A 20047-nucleotide genomic window follows, 5' to 3' on the forward strand; every position below is an offset into this window, starting at 1 on the left:
CGTACCAGGGTTCAGCTGACCGGAACGTCGCGGCGGCGGAAGCCGGCCACACCGGCGGCCACCAACACGACCGCGATCGCGGTCAACCAGAGCATCGGAGCGGCGGACACGTCGCCACCGGGCACCTGCGGGAGGTGGCTGAACGGCGAGAGGTCGAGCACCCCCTGCGGGAGGTCCAGAAGCGCTCCGACCTGGCCGAGCAGGAAGAACAGCGCGAGCGCTCCCCAGCTCGCGGCCGCGATCCGCGGCACCAGCCCGAACAACGCGATCGCGATGCCGGCCAGGATCCAGACGGCGGGCAGCTGCACCATCGCACCGGCGAACACGCGCGGCAGCTGGCCGCCGACGTCACCGGCGTTCAGGCCGTGGGCAAGGCCGGCCATGAGGCCGGCGACCGCGAGCGCGACCGTCGGACCGAGCAGGGCGAAGACGATGTGGCTCGCCGCCCATCGGTAGCGCGACACCGCCGTACCCAACACGGGTTCGGCCCGCATCGCGGTCTCCTCCGACCGCAGCCGCAGGGTCGCCTGGACGGCATAGCCTGCCGCGGCCACACCGACGAAGCCCATCGTTCCGGCGAGGGTCGCATCGACGAGGCCTGCGGAGCCCCCGAGCCGGGCGAACATCTCCTCGAGCTGCGGGTTGTCGGTCAGGATGTCGCGGACGCCGTAGGCGATGCTGCCGAACACCAGGCCGAGCGCGGCGAGTCCGATCGACCAGCCGAGCAACAGCCCCCGGTGCAGCCGCCACGCCAGCGCGAACGGGCTGCGCAGTGCGGGCGAGGCTTCCGCGGGTCCGAGGGACGGCGGCAGCAGACCGGCGCCGAGATCTCGACGGGCCGACAGTGCGGCCGCGGCCACGGTGAGCACCACGGCGAGACCCGCCGCGAGCGCGATCACCCACCACCGTTCGTCGTCGTACGCCCTGATCGCGTGCGACCAGCCGATCGGCGAGAGCCAGGACAGCCACGCCGCACCGGACCCCTCGCCGCCGATGTCGCCCGCGACGCGGAGAACGAACGCCACGCCGAGGGCGCCCAGCGCGATCCCGCGGGCCGCTCCCGCGCCCTCGGTGAGCTGCGCGGCGAGACCACCGACGACGGCGAAGACGCATCCGGACATCGCGAAGCTCAACGCGAACGCGAACGACCCGGCGGCCGGAAGGTTCTGGCTCATCATGCCGAGGCCGAGCAGCAGCGCGAGCAGGATGTTGGCTCCGAACGCCACGATCAGCGCGGCGGCGAGCCCGGCCTGCCGACCGAGCACGGTGGCGCCGAGGAGTTCACGCCGGCCCGCCTCCTCCTCGGTCCGGGTGTGCCGGATGACCATGAGCAGGCTGATCAGGCCGAGCACGATGGGAACGAACCCGGCGCGCTGGGCGACCAGGCCGCCGATGCTCGGGTCGTAGAGCGGCCCGTAGAGAGCGAGGAACGTCGGGTTGGTGCCGCTCGTGGTGGCATACTGCAGCCGGCCGGCCGCCGTCGGATAGGCGGCCTCGGTGGCCGAGACGTAGCTGATCGGGACGACGACCAGCAGCAGGAGCCAGACCGGCAGGATGAAGCGGTCCCGGCGCAGGATCAGCCGGACGAGCTTCCCGGTTCCGACCAGGGCGTTCATCGCGCCACCGCCTGCGGCTGCGAGCCGGTGAGGTCGTCCTGGTAGTGCCGCAGGAAGAGCTCCTCGAGCGTGGGCGGCTGGCTGGTGAGGCTCCGCAGGCCGGAGCGCGTCAGCTCGGTCATCAGCGCGTCGAGCTGGCTGGTGTCGACCTCGCAGCGCACCCTGGTGCCGTCGACCTCCAGGTTGTGGATGCCGGGCAGCCGGTCCAGAGCGTTCGGTGGGGTGGCGAGGTCGGCCGAGATCGACGTACGGGTGAGGTGGCGAAGCTCGGCGAGCGTCCCGGTCTCGACGGTGTGCCCGTTGCGGATGATGCTCACCCGGTCGCACAGGACCTCGACCTCGGCGAGGATGTGGCTGGAGAGGAGGACCGTCCGCCCACGGTCCCGCTCCTCCAGCACACACCGCTGGAAGACCTCCTCCATCAGCGGGTCCAGGCCGGAGGTGGGTTCGTCGAGCACCAACAGCTCGACGTCGGAGGCGAGCGCGGCGACCAGGCCGACCTTCTGCCGGTTGCCCTTGGAGTAGGCGCGCCCCTTCTTCTTGGGGTCGAGCTCGAAGCGCTCGAGCAGCTCGGACCGACGCTTCGGGTTCAGGCCGCCACGAAGCCGCCCGAGCAGGTCGATCACCTCTCCGCCGGAGAGGTTGGGCCACAGGGTGACGTCACCTGGGACGTACGCCAGCCGCCGGTGCAGCTCGGTGGCGTCCCGCCAGGGGTCACCGCCGAGCAGTTCGACCCGGCCCGCGTCGGCGCGCAGCAGGCCGAGCAGGATCCGGATCGTGGTGGATTTCCCCGCCCCGTTGGGGCCGAGGAAGCCGTGCACTTCACCGGCCCGGATGGAGAGGTCGAGCTCGTCCAGGGCGCGGGTTCGGCCGAAGTTCTTGCACAGGCCGGACACGGAAATGGCAAGGTCAGTCATGGAGATTCCTCGCGGTGAGTGTGGTGCGAGTGTGGAGAGATTCGGCGGAGCGAGCCCTCCCGCCGTTTCGCCGTACGGCATCTGTGTGCCGCAGACGGATCCGGCGGTCCGTGACGTGAGGGGCTTCCGCGACGTGGGGGCGCCTTCGTGAGGAGCACCCGACCTGGGTGTCGAGCTTGATGGACACCCGCTGGGTGGCCAGAGACCGTTCCCCGTCGAGTTCGTCAGGGGCGGTCAGCGGCCGGGCGACCCGGCTGGATCAGAGTCGCTTGGGAGTGGTCAGCCGGCCGGGCGGTCCCGACGCGACGTTCCACTGGGCGGCGCACGAACACCAACGTCCGTCCGTGCCGCGGTGACTGTGCCGGTAGGTGTGTCGGCAGTTGTGTCGGTGGCTGGACCGGTGAGTGGACCGGTTGCGGTCACCGCACAGGTGACCGGGTACGACGTGGCCCGACTCCGGATCCACACCGTGGGTGAAAGCATCGACAAACCGCCGCGGTAACGCGGCGACCTGGACCGTGCTCATCACGCCTCTCCTTGGTTGCGCCCGTCGTGCCCCACCGGCGAGCCGTCTCGACCGGCCTTTTTCAGGGCGAGCGTCTCGACGGTACACTAGATTCACAACTTCGTGAAACAAGTTAAGTGGGTAAAGTTCGACGGACGCCGGAAGCAGCGGTCACGGGGCGCGTGAGGTACGGCGTACGCAGGCACGACGCAGCAGCCGTACGCGGGAAACAGGGAGCAACCGTGACGAAGGACACACCGCCGCGGGACGAGGAAGCGGTCCGACGGTACGTCGAGCACATGGCGATGATCCTCGACGACCTCGGGGTCCCGCGCATGCCGGCCCGGGTGCTCATGACGATGATGGTGAGCGACGCGCCCTCGCTCACCGCGTCCGATCTCGCCGACCTGCTCGAGGTCAGCCCGGCCGCCATCTCCGGAGCGGTGCGCTACCTCCTGCACGTCACGCTGATCGCGCGGCTGCCGGAGCCGGGGTCACGCAGCTATCGGTACTACCTTCCCGACGACCTGTGGTACGAAGCGGCCTTCACCAGACGGCCCATGCTTTTGTCCATCGCGGATCTCAGCGACGAGGGCGCCAAGGCGCTCGGGGGCGCCGCCACGCCGTCCGGGCGCAGGGTCGAGGAGATGACCAGGTTCTATCGCTTCATCAACCAGGAACTCGACGGGCTGATGGACAGGTGGCAGAGGTACAAGGCCGGCGCCGAGGAGGTGGACCGGGAGTCCCGACCCGCCTGACAAGGAGACCCTGACAAGGGGATCCCACCGGGGATCGCACCGGGGGACCGGGGAGGGCGGGGCGCTCAGGCGTCGCTGCCGCCCCCCCAGCGGGCCCGCGTCATGTCGACGCGGTCGCCCGCCGGACCACGAAACGGCGCACCTTCCGCGCGCAGCATCCGCACGGCCTCGCCGGCATGGCAGTCGGCGGGTCGTCCGTCCGCACGGACGACCCGCCACCAGGGCACACCACCGCCGTAGTGCGACATGACCCAGCCGACCTGGCGCGGGCCACCCGCACCGAGGTACTCGGCGATGTCGCCGTAGGCCATCACCGAACCGGGCGGGATGGCCTCCACGACGGAGAGAACCCGCTCGACGTACTCCTCCGAGGGCATCAGCGGGTGTGACGTCTTTAGTAGGAGGGCTTGTCGGGCTCGATCTGGTTGACCCAGGCGAGCACCCCGCCGGCCACGTGCACCGCGTCGGCGAAGCCCGCGCCCTTGGCCGCGGCGAGCGCCTCGGCCGAGCGGCCACCGACCTTGCAGTGCAGGACGACCTGCTTGTCCTTGGGCAGCTTCTCGAACGCCTCACCGGTCAGGAACTCACCCTTGGGGATGAGTACCGAGCCCGGGATGTTGACGATCTCGTACTCGTTGCGCTCGCGCACGTCGACCAGGACGAAGTCGCGCTCGCCCCGCTCCCGCGCGTCGAGCCACCCCTTCAGGGTGCGTACGTCGATGGTCGAGTCCACAACAGCCTCCGCCGCTTCGTCGGAAATGACACCGCAGAACGCTTCGTAGTCGATCAGCTCGGTGACCGGTGCGGTGTCGGGGTCCCGGTTGACCTTGAGCTCGCGCCAGCTCATCTCCAGCGCGTCGAAGACCAGCAGCCGGCCGATGAGGGGGTCGCCGATACCGGTGATGAGCTTGATCGCCTCGTTGACCATCACCGAGCCGATGGAGGCGCACAGGACGCCGAGCACGCCACCCTCGGCGCAGGACGGAACCATGCCGGGCGGCGGGGGCTCGGGGTAGAGGTCGCGGTAGTGCGGGCCGTGCTCGGCCCAGAACACGCTGACCTGGCCCTCGAAGCGGAAGATCGAGCCCCAGACGTAGGGCTTGCCGAGGATGACGGCCGCGTCGTTCACGAGGTAACGCGTCGCGAAGTTGTCGGTGCCGTCGAGAATCAGGTCGTAGTCGGCGAAGATCGTCAACGCGTTGGAGGAGTCGAGGCGCTCCTCGTGCAGGTTGACCTTGACGTAGGGGTTGATCTCCGCGATCGACTCCTTGGCGGAGACGGCCTTGGGCTTGCCCACGTCGCTCTGGCCGTGGATGACCTGGCGCTGCAGGTTGGACTCGTCCACGACGTCGAAGTCGACGATGCCGAGCGTGCCGACGCCGGCCGCGGCGAGGTAGAGCAGGGCGGGGCTGCCGAGCCCGCCGGCCCCGATAACGAGGACCTTGGCGTTCTTCAGGCGCTTCTGCCCGTCCATCCCGACCTCGGGGATGATGATGTGCCGGGAGTACCGGCGCACCTCGTCGACGCTGAGGTCGGGGGCTGGCTCGACAAGCGGCGGCACGGACACGACTGACTCCTCAGATTGTCGGGATCCCTCTTCGGCAGCAACCACCGGTTTGCCTTCCATGTTCCCGCGACCCCTCGGTGGCCCGACGCCCGGCCCGGTCCCGGTGAGCCGACCGGCTCGGTCCGAGGTGACCATCGGGCCGGGCCGGTGGCACGAACCGTAGTGGGACGGGGCGGATCCGGTGGGCGCAGCGGCCGGAAATCCTCTGGAAAGTGCCGGAAAATCACCAACTCGACAGCCGAAACAGGGCCGCGACCGGGCGGAGGGGCCACGGCCGGACCAGCCGAACGGGCCGGCCCGCGCTCCGTGGCCGGGGATCAGGAGGTGCGCGCCTCCGGCGGGTCGAGCAGTCCGGCGTCGTGGGCGAGGAGCGCGATCTGGACCCGGTTGTTGAGGTCGAGCTTGGTCAGGATCCGCGAGACGTGGGTCTTCACCGTCGAGACGCTGAGGTGGAGGCTGGCGCCGATCTCGGCGTTCGACTGTCCCTGCCCGACCGCGACGGCGACCTGTCGCTCCCGTTCGTTGAGCAGTGCCAGCCGCTCACGTGCGCCGGTGCGCCGCAGGTCGGCGCCGGAGTCGGCCACCCGGTCCATGAGCCGGCGGGTCACCGTCGGGGACAGGACCGGCTCCCCCGACGCGACCCGGCGTACGGCGGCGACGATCTCCGCCGGCGGGGTGTCCTTGAGGACGAACCCGGCGGCCCCCACGCGCAACGCCCGGAGGACGTGGGCGTCGGCGTCAAAGGTGGTCAGGACGACGACCTCGGGGGCATCCGGTCGGGAGCGCAGCACCTCGGTGGCCGTCAGCCCGTCCATCGTCGGCATCCGGATGTCCATCAGGACGACGTCGGGTACGTGGCGGGCGACCATGGCCGCCACCTGCGTGCCGTCCGCCGCCTCCCCCACCACCTGGATGTCCGGGGCGCCGCCCAGCATCATCGCGAGGCCGGCGCGCAGCAACGGGTCGTCGTCGACGATGAGAACGCGGATCACACCGGCCACGGACGAACCCGCCCCACCGGCGGACCCGGCCGCGTCGACGGACCCGGCCGCGTCGACGGACCCGGCCGCGTCGACGGACCCGGCCGCGTCGTCGGCCCGGTCGGCGGACTCGGTGTCGGCGGGCCCCGATGTCCAGGGAGTCCCGGAGGTCTCTGGGGTGGTCATGGCGGCCACGGTAGCCAGGCCGCCAGCAGGAACCCGCCCGCGGCAGTCGGACCATGGGCGAGTCGCCCGCCGGCCTGGGACGCGCGCTCGGCGAGACCGATCAGCCCCTGGCCGGTGCCCGGGACCTCCGCGACGAACGACGCGAGGGTGGACGCCGCAGACGCGAGGGCGCCGGAGGAAGCCGAACGACCACCGCTTCGTACGCCCGCGTCCACCGCGACGGGAGTGGCGTTGCGGACCTCGACCGTCACCCCCTGGCCCGGCGCTCCGCACACCAGGACGCCGACCTCGGCGCCCGGCGCGTGCTTGTGCGCGTTGGTCAGTCCCTCCTGGACGATCCGGTACGCCGTGCGCCCGACGCTCGCCGGGACCGGGCCCTCGACCTCGACCCGGGAGTCGACCCGCATGCCGGCCCGGACCGAGTCGGCGACGAGCGCGGGCACCTCGGCGAGCGTCGGCTGGGGTAGCTCGCCCAACGGCGCGCGGAGGACACCGACCACCTCGCGCAGGTCCTGCAACGCCTGATGGGCGCTCTCCCGGATGACCCCGGCGGCCCGGGCGATCTCCTCAGGCGGCGCGTCCGGCCGGTACTCCAGCGCTCCGGCGTGCACGCTCAACAACGACAGCCGGTGCCCGAGGACGTCGTGCATCTCCCGGGCGATCTCCTCACGGGCGAGGTGCTGTGCCTGTTCGATCCGGAGCCGGTCCTCGACCTTCGCCCGGACAGCGCGCTCGCGGCGGGACGCCACGAGCTGTCGGCGATGCCGGACGAACAGCCCCCAGCCGATCACGCCGAGGGTCAGGACGACGGAGAGAAGGAACAGGAAGGGCACGGGCATGTCCGGTTCGGGGCGCAGCCACATGTAGATCGGCAGGGCGAGCAGGCCGAGCACGCTGACCAGCGCGGTGACCCTGAGTGGCCGGTGCACGGCGACGGTGAAGAGCGACACCAGCTGCGCGGCGCCCACGAGTTCGGAGAAGGTCGACAAGGGCACGAGCGCGAGTGCCAGCGCGACCGGCCAGCGGCGCCGCCACCACAGCGCGGCGCAGCCGAGCGCTCCCGTGATCTGGTCCAGCGTCAGCAACCAGGGCGGAACCGTCTGGTCGCCGATGCGCGCCTCGGCCATCCACACCCCGAAGACCACGGCCAGGAGGAACACCAGGGTGTCGACGAACCAGTCCCGCCGACTTCGACGCGACGGACGGTCCGCCAGGGGGTCGTCGGCTGTCCGCGAATCCTCCATGAGCTGAGAACCTACCCGCGCGACGCGCCCGTTGGTCCGCCCGCGCGTGGGGTCGAGCCCGGGAACGCCGACGTCGGTACTTTCGGCTGACGGCGACGCGCCGCCCGGCGACTTCGGTCGACGTGGAGGGCGCCGATGACCGATGCGGCGGGCAGGCGGGCTTCCCTAGCGTCGAACGCATGCGGACATCCGTTCAGTTGCTCGGCTACGTCCTCGGCCTGCAGGGCGTCATCGGGATCCTCTCCCACCTCGGCATCCGGACCTGGAACGGACTCTCCGTCGTCGAGCACGTGTCCGTACTCCGCGGCTACGAGATCTTCACCAACGTGGTCCTCGTCGTCATCGGCGCGGCACTCGTGATCGCCACCGTGCGACTCCGCAGAAGCGCCGACGAAGACGGGAGCGAGCAGCGACCATGAGCGCCAGCGAAACCGCCCGACCACGAGGTCCGGTGGCTCGCGGCGGCGTCCGCCCCGGTGAACGCGCCCTCGCCCCCGACCTCGCCCGCGGCGTCATGCTGTTGCTGATCGTCTTGTCCAACACGGGCTTCTACCTGTGGGCGGCGCACCACGGTCCCTCCGGCTGGCACCCGATCGACGGGAACGCGCTCGACCGCGCCGTGCAGTTCGTGATGATCACGACGCTCGACCTGCGCGTCTATCCGTTGTTCGCGTTCCTGTTCGGCTACGGGATGATGCAGCTGTTCCTACGCCAGACCGCGGCCGGAACCCCGGAGCGGACCGCCGTCGCGCTTCTGCGCCGGCGCGGTCTGGGCCTCATCGCACTGGGCTTCGTCCACGCCGCGCTGCTCATGGCCGGGGACATCATCGGGTCCTACGGACTGATGAGCCTGTTGCTGGGTTGGTTGTTCCTGCGCCGCCGCGACCGCACGCTGCTGGTGTGGTGTGCCGTCGCCGCCGCGGTGACGGTGCTCGCGACCGCGCCCGGGGTCGAGGCGGTGCTGACGGGGCAGCTCGCCGACCTCGGTACGTCCGGCACCGAGCTGACCACGATCGTCTACGCCTCCGGTGAGGAGAACCCGCTCGTCGCGGCCGGCACGCGACTCACCACCTCGGCGTACGTCACGGTCGCCGGCGGGTTGTTGTCGTTCTCCGGCATGGCCGTGATGCTGCTCGGGTTCTGGTCAGCGCGCCGGCGGATCCTCGAGGAGCCGGACCGCCACCTGCCGCTGCTGCGGTGGACGGCGGTCATCGGTCTCGCGGTCGGCTGGTCGGGTGGGCTGCTCGCCGCCCTCGCCACGTCGGCTGGTGGGACGTCCCCGCCGAGGCCGTCTCCGAGACGGGGGCGTTGCGCCTGATCCAGGACGGCACCGGCGTCGCGGCCGGCCTCGGCTACGTCGCGGTCTTCGGGCTGGTGGCGGCCCGGTTGGCCAGGAAGTCGCGGGGCACAGGCGACCGGAGCACGCTGGTCACCGCGGTCAGCGCCGTCGGCAGGCGCCCGCTGTCGAGCTACCTGACCCACTCGCTGATCTTCTCCCCGCTGCTGGCCGCGTGGGGACTCGGCCTCGGCGGGGCGATGGGGAGCGCGGGGATGGCCGCGTTCGCGGTCGGCGTGTGGCTGGTGACCGTGCTCGGTGCGTACGCGCTCGAACGCCACGGCCGTGACGGACCGGCCGAGAAACTCCTGCGCCGGTGGGTCTACGGCGCGACGGCCCGCCGCCCGGCCGCGACCGCACCCACACCGTCCGCCAAGGCCCCGCTTCGGCCAGGCTCCGGTGAGTGGGGCGGGCGGTACCGTCCACCTCCTGGGCAACACCGTCCTCAGCCTCGGCGCGATCGCGCTCGTCGTCGTGGCCTGGCGACGGATCCGGGACGCGAGAAACCTTGAACCCGCCCGTGCGTCGATCACAATCAATGACACGACCGTGCTTCGTGACGACCAGACCGCGCCGACCAGCCCGCACCGACCAGACCCGAACGCCGTGGGGTGCACAATGTCGCGTACTTCCTCAGGTAGTCCCATGTCAGGCGACCCACGGCCGACAGGTCCGGTGCCGATCGGAACGGCGACGGTCGTCGGTCCCGGTGGTCTGGTCCGCGCCCTCGTCTGGATCACTTTCCCGCTGCTCGGCGCCGCCGCGGCCGCCCTGGTCAAGGTGGCCGTGTCCTGGGCGGCGTGGGCGGAGCTACCGATCCCCGGCCTGGCGCGACTCCTCACCCGGTTCCCCGAGCCGCAGGCCACTTTCGGCGTCCTCGCCATCGGGTTCGTGCTCGGCCTCATCGTCGCCGGAATGGCCGAGCGCGACTACGTCACCATCTCCGTCGACCACAACGAGGTCACCCTCAGGCATGGGCAGACCTCCCACACGTTCGCGCGTACGTCGATCGGTGCCGTCTTCGTCGACGCCAAGGAGGTCGTGCTTCTCGGCCGCGGGACCGAGGAACTGATACGCCAGCGCGGTGACCTGCCGAACGTCCGGCGGATCGAGGAGGCCTTCGTCGCGCACGGCTACCCCTGGCGGACCGGAGGGGATCCGTACGGCGGTGAGTACCGGCGGTGGGTGGACGACGCACCGGAGTTGCCCGCCGCCGCGCATGCGGTGTTGCGTGCCCGCGACCGGGCTCTCCGCGCCGGCGACCAGGCGGACGTGACGGAGCTGCGCACCGAACTCGGCCGGCTCGGCTTGGTCGTCCGGGACCAGAACAAGCGGCAGTACTGGCGACGGACGCAACGCGCCCGGCGGTGAACCGTTGGCCGGACGGAGCTGGCGCCGGCGTGCCGGGACCAGCTCCGTTCCATCCGATCAAGCTCGGTTCGGGCTCCGTCCCACGCGGCCACGGGGGTGAACCGCCAGTCGGAGCGGCGTACCTCAGCGCCCCGGCGAGAGGAGGTCGTCGATCTCGGCCAGCTCCTCGGCGGTCGGCTCCCACTCACCCGCGGCGGCGTTGGCCCTGACCTGCTCGGCCGAGGTCGCTCCCGCGATCACGGACCCGCAACCCGGTTGCGCGGCGAGCCCCGAGATCGCGATCTCCAGGATGGACCGGTCGTGCTTCTCGCCCCAGGCGATCAGCGCCTCGACCCGGTCGAGCTTGTCCTCGGTGACATAGCCCTCCCGACCCGCGAGGCGGGAGTTCTCCGGAATCGCCCCGCCCTTGCGGACCTTGCCCGTCAGCAGCCCGTTGGCCAGCGGGAAGTACGGCAGCACACCGACCCCGTAGTGGCGGGCGGCCGGGACGACCTCGGCCTCGGCGCCACGCTCGAGCAGCGACCAGTGGTTCTGGGCCGAGACGAACGGCGTCGTCCCGAGCTCACGCGCCACGTGGGCGGCCTCGGCGATCTGCCAGCCGGTGAAGTTGGAGTGCCCGATGTAGCGGACCTTGCCCTCCTTGACCAGCTCGTCGAGCGCCGCGAGCGTCTCGGCGATCGGGGTCAGCAGGTCGGGACGGTGGATCTGGTAGAGGTCGATGTAGTCGGTCCGGAGTCGCCGCAACGAAGCTTCGACCGCACGGCGGATGTAGGAACGGCCACCCCTCGCCCCGGCCGCCTCGCCGTAGCCCATGTCGCCCGCGAACTTCGTCGCGAGCACCACCTCGTCGCGCCTGCCGGTGAGGGCCTCGCCGAGGAGTTCCTCGGAGCGGCCGCGCCCGCCGTAGACGTCCGCGGTGTCGAAGAGAGTGATGCCGGCGTCGAGTGCCGCGTCGACGACCTCACGAGTGCGATCGAGGTCCAACCGGCCGCCGAAGTTGTTGCAGCCAAGGCCCACGACCGACACGTGCAGGCCCGACTGTCCAAGAGATCGATAGCGCATGGGGCAGACCCTACGACCCCTGCCTTACGACCGGACGAAGCCGGCACACTCCGGTTGGTGATTTTCTGACCGAATCGCGGGACAGCTTCGGTGCTGATGTGCCACCTTGTGGATCACCATTTTCCCCCTTTGCCGACCCCGGCCGACTGTGCCCGGCTGTCCCGGGTGCGGATCCCCGGAAGGGAGTGCAGTGAGACTTCGCAAAGCCACCGCTGCCGTGGCATCGGTGGTGACCGTCGCCGCTCTCGCCGCCACCGCGGCCGGAATGCCGGCGTCCGCGTCACCGCCCGCCAACCCGCAGGCCGCGCGCACCCACGCGCCCGACGACATGCCCAACCCGTACGGCGACAAGCTCCGCGCCACCCGCAAGGCCGCTCTGGAGAAGGTGTTGCGCGGAGAGGCCACGGTCCAGCGCAAGGGCAAGTCCGATGTGGTCCAGCTGGCCAAGGGCAAGTACGCCCAGCTCAGCATGGAGAAGACGGACCAGATCTTCACGATCCTGGTGGAGTTCGGGGACCAGACCGACCCGCGCACCGGAGGCGCCGCGGGGCCGCTGAGCGGTGAGATCGCGGCGCCGCACCGTGGCCGGGACAACTCGACGTACTGGACCGACAGCTTCGACCGGCAGCACTACCTCGACATGTTCTTCGGCCAGGACCGCGAGTCGATGTCGACGTTCTACCGGGCGCAGTCGCAGGGCCGCTACACCGTCGCGGGCGATGTGAGCGACTGGATCAAGCTGCCCTACAACGAGGCGCGCTACGGCAGCAACGAGATCGCGGACTCCGACGCGTACTGGAACTTCGTCAAGGACTCCGCGGCCGCGTGGTACGACTCCCAGATCGCGGCGGGCAAGACACCCGAGCAGGTCAAGGAGTACCTCGCGCGCTTCGACCACTGGGACCGCTACGACTTCGACGCCGACGGAAACTTCGACGAGCCCGACGGCTACGTCGACCACTTCCAGATCGTGCACGCGGGTGAGGGCGAGGAGGCCGGTGGCGGCGCCGAGGGTGCCGACGCGATCTGGTCGCACCGCTGGTACGCCTTCCCGGACGCCACGGCCGGTCCCGAGCTGAACCAGCGCGGCGGTGTGCCCTTCGGTGACAGTGGCATCTGGGCGGGTGACTACACCACGGAGCCGGAGAACGGCGGGCTCGGCGTCTTCGCCCACGAGTTCGGCCACGACCTCGGCCTGCCCGACCTCTATGACACCAACAACAGCGAGAACGGCACCGGCTTCTGGACGCTGATGTCGTCCGGCTCCTGGCTCAACCACGGCACGGACACCATCGGCACCACGCCCGGTTACATGGGCGCCTGGGAGAAGCTGCAGCTTGGCTGGCTGGACTACGAGGTGGTCTCACCGGACCGCAAGTCGACCCACGTGCTCGGCCCGGCGGCCGAGTCGACGGCCAACCCACAGGCCATCGTCGTCCCGCTGCCCAAGGAGGAGACGTCCACGGAGTACAACACTCCGTACTCCGGCTCCTATGAGTGGTGGGGCGGCTCGGACGACGACCTGAACGCCGCGCTGCGGCGCACGATCAACCTCACCGGCAAGACCACGGCGTCGCTGACCGCCAAGGCGTGGTACGACATCGAGGAGGGCTACGACTTCCTCAACGCCGAGGTCTCTGTCGACGGCGGCATCCACTGGACCAGGGCCGGCGACCCCGTCACCGGTAGCTCCGAGGGCTCCTGGACCGACCTGACCTACGACCTGACGCCGTACGCAGGCAAGTCGATCGTCTTCCGCTTCCGCTACGCCACCGACGGCGGCGTGCACCTCGCCGGGCCGATGCTCGACGACATCCGCGTCACCGCCGACGGCGCGTCGCTGTTCTTCGACAACGTCGAGGGCGGCACCAACGGCTGGAGCACCAACGGCTGGACGAGGTTCGGCGGCACCGCCACCGCCTACAAGGGCACCTACTACCTCGCCGAGAACCGCCAGTACATCGGCTACGACACGACCCTGCAGACGGGGCCGTACAACTTCAACCGGCTGCTGACCAAGCCGGACTGGGTGGAGCGCTACTCCTACCAGAACGGTCTTCTCGTCACCTACTGGAACGAGAAGCAGGAGGACAACGACACGAGCCAGCACCCGGGCGAGGGTCTGATCCTCCCGGTCGACGCGCGGCCGACCCCGATCCGCTTCGACACCGGCGCGAACGCCAACCTCCGGGCGCAGGCCTTCGACGCGACCTTCGGTCCGGAGAAGACCGAGCCGTTGACGCTGAGTCGGGAGGTCCAGAACGGCCGCCGGATCCAGGTCGCCATCGCCGACGTGCCCGCACAGAAGGCGATCTCGGTCTTCGACGACTCCGAGCCCAACCGCTACTGGAACGCCTCGCTGCCCAACAACAGCGTCAAGGTCGCGGGGTACGGCGTCCGGATCGAGGTCACCAAGCTGTCGCCCGACAAGCGGCAGATGACGGTGGTCGTCCGACCGGCGAAGTAGACCCGCTCACTGCGGCATCCTCCAGACGAGGCCCCGGGCACGCGACCGCGTGCCCGGGGCCCTCGCGCGTCCCACGCCCGACCACGGCACCCGTGAACGGCGCACCGCCGCGAAGCTTGGCCCGCTCCCCCTCGGCGAGCAGGATGGATCCATGGCACCCACGAGCGCCTCCACCCGCGTACACGTCGACGGACGCGTCCTCACGTTGTCCAACCTCGACAAGGTGCTCTATCCCGAGACCGGGTTCACCAAGGGCGAGGTCATCGACTACTACAGCCGGATCGCTCCGGTGCTGCTGCCACGTATCCAGAGCCGCCCGCTCACCCGCAAGCGCTGGCCGGACGGCGTGGAGGGGCAACCCTTCTTCGAGAAGAACGTCCCACGCGGTACGCCTGACTGGGTGCGCACCGTCACGATCGCGTCGCCGGGAAGCACCCGCGGCTCGGAGGAGGTCGAGTACGTCGTCGCCGACGACCTCCCCACCCTCGTCTGGCTCGCCAACCTCGCCGCGTTGGAACTGCACGTCCCGCAGTGGCGGGTGGGGCCCCGTGGTGGGGTCAGACGTCCCGACCTGCTGGTGGTCGACCTCGATCCGGGACCGCCCGCCGACATCGTGGGGTGCTGCGAGGTGGCGCTCCTGCTGCGCGATCTCCTCGACGCCGACGGACTGCGCGCGTGGGCGAAGACGTCTGGTGGGAAGGGGATGCAGCTCTACGTTCCGCTCGCGGAGACCTCCGGCGACGCGACGACGGCCTACGCCAAGGAGTTCGCCGAGAAGCTCGCCCGGGACCGACCCGACCTCGTCGTCGCGTCGATGCGCAAGTCGCTCCGCCCCGGCAAGGTCTTCCTCGACTGGAGCCAGAACAACCCCGCCAAGACCACCATCGCCGCCTACTCCCTACGCGGCCGGTCGCGCCCAACGGTGTCGACCCCGCTCACCTGGGAGGAGGTGGAGGCGTGCGAGAACGCCGCGGACCTGGTCTTCGGGCCGGACCAGGTGCTCGACCGGGTGGAGGAGATCGGCGATCTGGTCGCCGACCTGGACTCCGTACGGCAACGACTTCCCTGACCATCCGGGAGCGCGCCCGGACCACCTCACCGCACGGGTGGGTCCGGAAGCGCCCGATTCGTGCGGTTCCTGGCCACAACCGATCCGTCTGGCGGCTAGTGTCGGGGCACCGTCATGGCGCGCGCTCATGGCACGGCCATCGCTCGGTCATGGCACTGTCGTGGCGCGCGCTCATGGCACGGCCATCGCTCGGTCATGGCACTGTCGTGGCCCGGTCATGGCACAGTCATGGCACGAAACGGGTCCGGAGCCCTAGGCTCGAACGGTCGATTCACCCGCCGCGGCAGGCCGCGACGAGTGAGATGAGGAGGGATCGCGATGTCCGAAATCGAAGTCCCGTTCGAGGACGCCGTCGAGATCGAGGACGAACTCGAAGCCGAGGCGAGCGAGGACGTCGAGGAACCCGACATCGAGGCACCCGAGGCCGACTTCGCCGAGCAGCGTCTCGAGGTCGACCTGGACGACGATGACTACCGCTGATCTCCACCGCGAGGAGCACGCGTGACCATGTCCGAGGCCCGCCCTCGGGGCGGCCGACTCCCCCGGCTGGCGCGCCGTGCCCAACTCCTCGACGCCGCCCGCCAGGTGTTCGTGGCCGTTGGCTACCACGCCGCCGCGATGGACGACATCGCCGAGCGGGCAGGCGTCAGCAAGCCCGTCCTGTACCAGCACTTTCCGAGCAAGCTCGAGCTCTATCTCGCGTTGCTCGACGCCACCTGTGACGCCCTGGTCGACGCCGTTCGTGCCGCGCTGGGGTCGACCACCGACAACCAGCAGCGGGTCGCGGCGACGATGGGTGCCTACCTCGACTTCGTGAGCGACGAGGACGGCACCTTCCGGTTGGTCTTCGAGTCGGATCTGACCGGTGAGCCGGCCGTCCGGGAGCGAGTCGACCGGGCGGGCCGCGAGTGCGCCAACGCGATCGCCGACGTGATCCAGGAGGACGCGGGGGTTCCGCGCGAGCAGGCGATGCTGCTCGCGGCCGGGCTCGCCGGAACCGCCCAGGTCACGGCGCGCTGGTGGTTGTCGATGGATGGCACGATCGGACGTGACGAGGCGGCGAGGCTCCTCACGACCCTCGCGTGGCGGGGCATCCGGGGATTCCCTCGCGCCGAGTGAAGAACGCCACATCCGCGACGCCGAGGTGATCGGGATGTGGCGCGACTTGGCCCACGTTGTGGGCTAGCCTCAACCCCGCCGGTGCACGATAGGGGTGAGGAGCTGCCGACGTCGCGGCACCGGTGGGTCAGCCGACCGAGCACGGTCCGGCTCAGGGACGAAAGAAGGGTGACCTGTGGAGGTCAAGATCGGTGTCCAGCACGCTCCTCGGGAGATCGTGCTGGAGAGCAACGAACGCCCCGAGGACGTCGAAGCGGCTGTGGGCAAGGCCCTGCAGAGCAGCGACGGCCTGCTCAGCCTCACTGACGAGCGAGGGCGCCGTGTCTTGATTCCTGCCGACAAGATCGCCTATGTCGAGCTTGGAGCGCAGTCAGAACGTCGAGTCGGATTCGGCGCCATGTAAGGACCCTGGCCACCACTTTTTCCGCGAGGACGAAGGGTCTGGACCAACGGCCGATTGAAACTGCGCCCGACGCGGGTGGAGGCTTGAGAAGCGCACTTCAGCTCCATGGAAGGGTGACTGAGATGAGCCTAATCGGACTGCTGATCGCTGGACTGATCATCGGTCTGCTCGGTAAGTGGGTCGCGCCGAGCAACCGGGACAACATCCCCATCTGGCTGACCGTCATCTGCGGAATCGGCGGTGTTCTCGTCGGCTACTTCGTCGCGGGCGCTCTCGGGGTCGCGGCCACGGGCGGAGTCGACTGGATCCGGTGGATCATCAGCATCGCCCTGGCCGCGATCTTCGTGGCCGTCGCGTCGACGCTGACGAGCCGCCGCGCGCTCAGGTAGTCGTTCGTCGGGGGGGACACAGCACACGAGTTCGTCGTCGAGACGAGGACGCGCCGGTCGAACCCTGGGTTCGGCCGGCGCGTTCTTGTCTGTCGAGGCGTTCTTGTCTGTCGAGGTAGATGCGGCCCGGTGGGCACGTCGGCGCCGCCGAGTCGTGCCGCTTGCTCCGTCTGTTCCTCGGCCCGCTTGCTCCGTCTGTTCCTACGACTGCAGCCCGAGCGTCGCCATCCGCTCGGCGTGCTTCTCGGTCAGCCGCGCGAACATCCGTCCGATGGCGGCGAGGTCCATGCCGGGACGGTCCACGCCACCGACCAACAGCGCGGTCAGGACGTCGCGCTCGGCCGCGACCCGCTGCGCCTGGGACAACGCTTCCCCGACAAGTCGCCGCCCCCACAGCGCGAGGCGCCCGCCGACCCGCGGATCCTCCGCAATGGCCCGGCGAACCCGGTCGACGACGAACGCCGCGTGGCCGGAGTTTTCCAGCACCTCCAGGACCAGCGCCCGGGTGTCGGCGTCGACGTAGGCCGCGACCTCGCGGTAGAAGTCGGTGGCGATGCCGTCACCGACGTAGGCCTTGACCAGTCCCTCGAGCCAGTCCGCTGGTGCCGTGTGGCGGTGGAACCCGTCCAGGGCCTCCTGGAACGGCCGCATCGCCGACACCGGCTCCACGCCGAGGTCATGAAGCCGGTCGCGCAGCCGCTCGTAGTGGTGGAACTCCGTCACCGCAAGGGCGGCCAGTGCGGCCTTGTCCTCCAGGGTCGGGGCCAGCGTGGCGTCGTCCGCCAGCCGCTCGAACGCCGTGAGCTCGCCGTAGGCGAGGACGCCGAGCAGGTCGATCACCGCCGGGCGGTAGATCGGATCGTCGTAGGCCGCGACTCCCGCGGACGCGGATCGATCCTGCGTGGTGGCGGGCGGATTCTCAGCGCTCTCGCTCATGGTGGTGAGCTTAGTGAGCACCCACCCCTTCGATCATGGTCGGCTCGCGCCCGGGTCGGAGATCGTCGCCACGCGCTCGAGATCATCGAGGATCGGCGGCGACAGGCCGGGATCCGACAAAGATCCACACGGTCAGCGCGCCTGGTCAAGGGCCCGGGGCACGCGGCGGATAGACTCCCATGCGGGGAGTCGTCCCGGCATGCGGACGTCCGCCGCGGGGGCCCTTGATCCGGGCGCTATTCCGGGACAGGCCCATCCACAACGCCACCGAGCGTTACGAAACAAGAGGCGAAAAGCTCTGACGACCTTCAAAGAACTTGGTGCGCTAGCCGACATCGTCGAGGCCCTGGCGCAGGTCGGCATCACCGACCCCTTCCCGATCCAGGAGATGGCGATCCCCATCGCGCTCACCGGAACGGACCTGATCGCGCAGGCGCGGACGGGCACCGGTAAGACGCTCGCCTTCGGGATCCCACTCCTGCAGCGGATCGTCGCGCCCGGCGACGGGGACTTCGCCGACCTCGACGCGCCCGGCAAGCCGCAGGCGCTGGTCGTGGCGCCGACCCGGGAGCTCGCCCTCCAGGTGGCAGCCGACCTCCGCGTCGCCAGCAAGATCCGGTCCGTCCGCACCCTCACGGTCTACGGCGGCGTGCCCTACGAGCCGCAGCTCGACGCGCTGACCATCGGCGTCGAGGTCGTCGTCGGTACGCCCGGCCGGCTCCTCGATCTCGCCGACCGGCGAGCGCTCGATCTCTCCCACGTCAAGGTACTGGTCCTGGACGAGGCCGACCGGATGCTCGACCTGGGCTTCCTGCCCGACGTCGAGCGGCTGATCTCCAAGACGCACGAGATGCGCCAGACCATGCTGTTCTCCGCCACTATGCCCGGCGTGATCGTGCAGTTGGCCCGGCGCCACATGCGTCACCCGATCAACGTCCGCGCGGAGGCGGCCGGGGAGAGCCAGGTCGTCCCCGCCACGGCACAGTTCGTCTACCGCTGTCACGATCTCGACAAGCCCGAGGTGATGGCGCGCATCCTGCAGGCCGAGAGCCGCGGCCGGGTGATGATCTTCTGTACGACCAAGCGGGCCGCCCAACGGGTCGCCGACGATCTCGCCGAGCGTGGTTTCGAGGTGGCCGCCATCCACGGTGACCTGGGTCAGGTCGCGCGTGAGCGGGCGCTCGACCGCTTCCGTTCGGGGAAGGTGGACGTCCTCGTCGCCACCGACGTGGCCGCTCGCGGCATCGACGTCGAGGGTGTCACCCACGTCATCAACCACACCTGCCCCGATGACGAGAAGACTTATGTCCACCGCATCGGGCGCACCGGTCGAGCCGGCGCGTCCGGTGTCGCGGTGACCTTCGTCGACTGGCCGGACCTCGCGCGCTGGAAGATGATCAACAACGCCCTCGGGCTGCCGTTCGACCAGCCGGTCGAGACCTACTCCACCTCCGACCATCTCTTCCACGACCTCGGGATCCCGAAGGAAGTGATCGGCCACGTGGGCGAGCCGCAGGGCGATACACGCTCCGGCGATCGGGAGAAGACGTCCGAGCGCCGGCCGCGTGGACGCCGACGGACCACTGGTGGCGGGCGAGCGTCGGAGGGCGCCCAGTCCGACGAACGCGAGGAGCGCGCCGAGCGGCCGCGGTCCAGCCGGGTCCGGCAGCGGCGCAGGCTGCGGGCTGGCGTGGTGGTCGCCGATCACGACGACTCTGACGCCGCGGCTCCCGACTCCGGAGGCGGCACGACGACGGCCACGGAAGGTAGCGAGGACAGCCCGGCCGGTGGCACGCGGCGGACCCGCACCCGCACCCGGCGGCGCCGGAGCGGTTCGGGTGAAGCAGCTGCCGACCACGCCGAGTCCGGCCCCACCGCGGACGCCGGCTCCTAAGGCGTAGCTTCTCATTCAGTCACTGTGCGTGCGGGCCAGCCAAGGGCGGCCCGCACGTTGCGTTGTGCCCTCCCCGCCGCGATGGCTGGGGCGTGTCCTGCGGATCATGGTCGAGTGGTGAGCGGGTCAAACCGCGCCCGGACGGCAAGGCGGAGGAGGATGCGCGTAGCGGTGTCCTACGCGTGACGACGACAACGCGGCCAGCCGGGATGCGGGGCACGCGAACCT

General features: G+C 70.2%; 21 protein-coding genes. 12 read left to right on the forward strand and 9 right to left on the reverse strand.

The window, feature by feature from the left end; genetic code table 11:
* Positions 1-11 precede the first annotated feature (11 nt).
* From HEB94_RS41505 to HEB94_RS41515, 3 genes are all read right to left on the reverse strand, one after another.
* Positions 12-1616 carry an ABC transporter permease gene (locus HEB94_RS41505; RefSeq protein WP_192754912.1) on the reverse strand — a complete coding sequence of 535 codons (1605 nt, stop codon included), beginning with the start codon at positions 1614-1616 and terminating at the stop codon, positions 12-14.
* A complete protein-coding gene (locus HEB94_RS41510) occupies positions 1613-2533 on the reverse strand; it encodes an ABC transporter ATP-binding protein (protein ID WP_192754913.1) in 921 nt (306 codons plus the stop codon). The genes HEB94_RS41505 and HEB94_RS41510 overlap by 4 nt, the downstream gene beginning before the upstream one ends.
* Before the next feature lie 259 nt (positions 2534-2792).
* Positions 2793-3059, reverse strand: coding sequence for a hypothetical protein (locus HEB94_RS41515; RefSeq protein ID WP_192754914.1), 267 nt, complete (start codon positions 3057-3059; stop codon positions 2793-2795).
* A gap of 221 nt (positions 3060-3280) precedes the next feature.
* On the opposite strand from HEB94_RS41515, the gene HEB94_RS41520 reads away from it, so the two are divergent.
* Positions 3281-3796 carry a GbsR/MarR family transcriptional regulator gene (locus HEB94_RS41520; protein ID WP_337918307.1) on the forward strand — a complete coding sequence of 172 codons (516 nt, stop codon included), beginning with the start codon at positions 3281-3283 and terminating at the stop codon, positions 3794-3796.
* Positions 3797-3861: 65 nt separating this feature from the next.
* Here the strand turns inward: HEB94_RS41520 and HEB94_RS41525 are convergent, their stop codons facing one another.
* The 4 genes from HEB94_RS41525 to HEB94_RS41540 all read right to left on the reverse strand — a co-directional run bounded on the left by HEB94_RS41525 (position 3862) and on the right by HEB94_RS41540 (position 7773).
* Positions 3862-4173: an MGMT family protein gene (locus HEB94_RS41525; protein WP_192754915.1), complete on the reverse strand. Its 312-nt coding sequence runs from the start codon at positions 4171-4173 to the stop codon at positions 3862-3864.
* Positions 4174-4190: 17 nt separating this feature from the next.
* On the reverse strand, positions 4191-5363 hold the full coding sequence (gene moeZ / locus HEB94_RS41530; protein WP_192754916.1) for an adenylyltransferase/sulfurtransferase MoeZ: 1173 nt from the start codon (positions 5361-5363) through the stop codon (positions 4191-4193).
* Positions 5364-5680: 317 nt separating this feature from the next.
* Entirely contained in the window at positions 5681-6355 is a 675-nt protein-coding gene (locus HEB94_RS41535) for a response regulator (protein ID WP_192757010.1), read from the reverse strand.
* Between the two features lie 170 nt (positions 6356-6525).
* Positions 6526-7773, reverse strand: a complete 1248-nt coding sequence (locus HEB94_RS41540; RefSeq protein ID WP_192754917.1) for a sensor histidine kinase — start codon at positions 7771-7773, stop codon at positions 6526-6528.
* A gap of 179 nt (positions 7774-7952) precedes the next feature.
* On the opposite strand from HEB94_RS41540, the gene HEB94_RS41545 reads away from it, so the two are divergent.
* The 4 genes from HEB94_RS41545 (at position 7953) to HEB94_RS41555 (ending at position 10480) form a co-directional block, all read left to right on the forward strand.
* Positions 7953-8192: a hypothetical protein gene (locus HEB94_RS41545; RefSeq protein WP_192754918.1), complete on the forward strand. Its 240-nt coding sequence runs from the start codon at positions 7953-7955 to the stop codon at positions 8190-8192.
* Positions 8189-9091, forward strand: coding sequence for a DUF418 domain-containing protein (locus HEB94_RS49820; protein ID WP_202896823.1), 903 nt, complete (start codon positions 8189-8191; stop codon positions 9089-9091). Before HEB94_RS41545 ends, HEB94_RS49820 begins: the two co-directional genes overlap by 4 nt.
* Positions 9082-9621 carry a DUF418 domain-containing protein gene (locus HEB94_RS49825; protein ID WP_202896824.1) on the forward strand — a complete coding sequence of 180 codons (540 nt, stop codon included), beginning with the start codon at positions 9082-9084 and terminating at the stop codon, positions 9619-9621. Before HEB94_RS49820 ends, HEB94_RS49825 begins: the two co-directional genes overlap by 10 nt.
* Before the next feature lie 133 nt (positions 9622-9754).
* Positions 9755-10480 (forward strand): YqeB family protein, encoded by a 726-nt coding sequence (locus HEB94_RS41555; protein ID WP_192754919.1) that lies wholly within the window; start codon positions 9755-9757, stop codon positions 10478-10480.
* Positions 10481-10603: 123 nt separating this feature from the next.
* On the opposite strand, the gene HEB94_RS41560 is transcribed toward HEB94_RS41555, so the two are convergent.
* Complete coding sequence (locus tag HEB94_RS41560) at positions 10604-11542, reverse strand: aldo/keto reductase (protein WP_192754920.1); 939 nt, start codon at positions 11540-11542, stop codon at positions 10604-10606.
* Positions 11543-11732: 190 nt separating this feature from the next.
* Here HEB94_RS41560 and HEB94_RS41565 point away from each other — a divergent pair, with 190 nt between their 5' ends.
* From HEB94_RS41565 to HEB94_RS41590, 6 genes are all read left to right on the forward strand, one after another.
* Positions 11733-14009 (forward strand): immune inhibitor A domain-containing protein, encoded by a 2277-nt coding sequence (locus tag HEB94_RS41565; protein WP_192754921.1) that lies wholly within the window; start codon positions 11733-11735, stop codon positions 14007-14009.
* A 151-nt stretch (positions 14010-14160) separates the two neighbouring features.
* Positions 14161-15078, forward strand: coding sequence for a non-homologous end-joining DNA ligase (gene ligD, locus HEB94_RS41570; protein ID WP_192754922.1), 918 nt, complete (start codon positions 14161-14163; stop codon positions 15076-15078).
* A gap of 318 nt (positions 15079-15396) precedes the next feature.
* Positions 15397-15558, forward strand: a complete 162-nt coding sequence (locus HEB94_RS41575; protein ID WP_192754923.1) for a hypothetical protein — start codon at positions 15397-15399, stop codon at positions 15556-15558.
* A gap of 27 nt (positions 15559-15585) precedes the next feature.
* Positions 15586-16197, forward strand: coding sequence for a TetR/AcrR family transcriptional regulator (locus HEB94_RS41580; RefSeq protein ID WP_192757011.1), 612 nt, complete (start codon positions 15586-15588; stop codon positions 16195-16197).
* A gap of 175 nt (positions 16198-16372) precedes the next feature.
* Positions 16373-16600 (forward strand): DUF3107 family protein, encoded by a 228-nt coding sequence (locus HEB94_RS41585; RefSeq protein ID WP_192754924.1) that lies wholly within the window; start codon positions 16373-16375, stop codon positions 16598-16600.
* A 122-nt stretch (positions 16601-16722) separates the two neighbouring features.
* Positions 16723-16989, forward strand: coding sequence for a GlsB/YeaQ/YmgE family stress response membrane protein (locus HEB94_RS41590; RefSeq protein WP_192754925.1), 267 nt, complete (start codon positions 16723-16725; stop codon positions 16987-16989).
* Positions 16990-17190: 201 nt separating this feature from the next.
* Here HEB94_RS41590 and HEB94_RS41595 read toward each other — a convergent pair whose 3' ends face one another.
* A complete protein-coding gene (locus tag HEB94_RS41595; protein ID WP_202896825.1) occupies positions 17191-17925 on the reverse strand; it encodes a ferritin-like fold-containing protein in 735 nt (244 codons plus the stop codon).
* 199 nt (positions 17926-18124) lie between these two features.
* Here HEB94_RS41595 and HEB94_RS41600 point away from each other — a divergent pair, with 199 nt between their 5' ends.
* Positions 18125-19819 (forward strand): DEAD/DEAH box helicase, encoded by a 1695-nt coding sequence (locus HEB94_RS41600; protein WP_192754926.1) that lies wholly within the window; start codon positions 18125-18127, stop codon positions 19817-19819.
* The last annotated feature ends 228 nt before the right edge of the window (positions 19820-20047 follow it).

Origin of the sequence: Actinopolymorpha pittospori (genome assembly GCF_014873875.1) — a bacterium.
In the GTDB taxonomy this organism is placed as follows: domain Bacteria; phylum Actinomycetota; class Actinomycetes; order Propionibacteriales; family Actinopolymorphaceae; genus Actinopolymorpha; species Actinopolymorpha pittospori.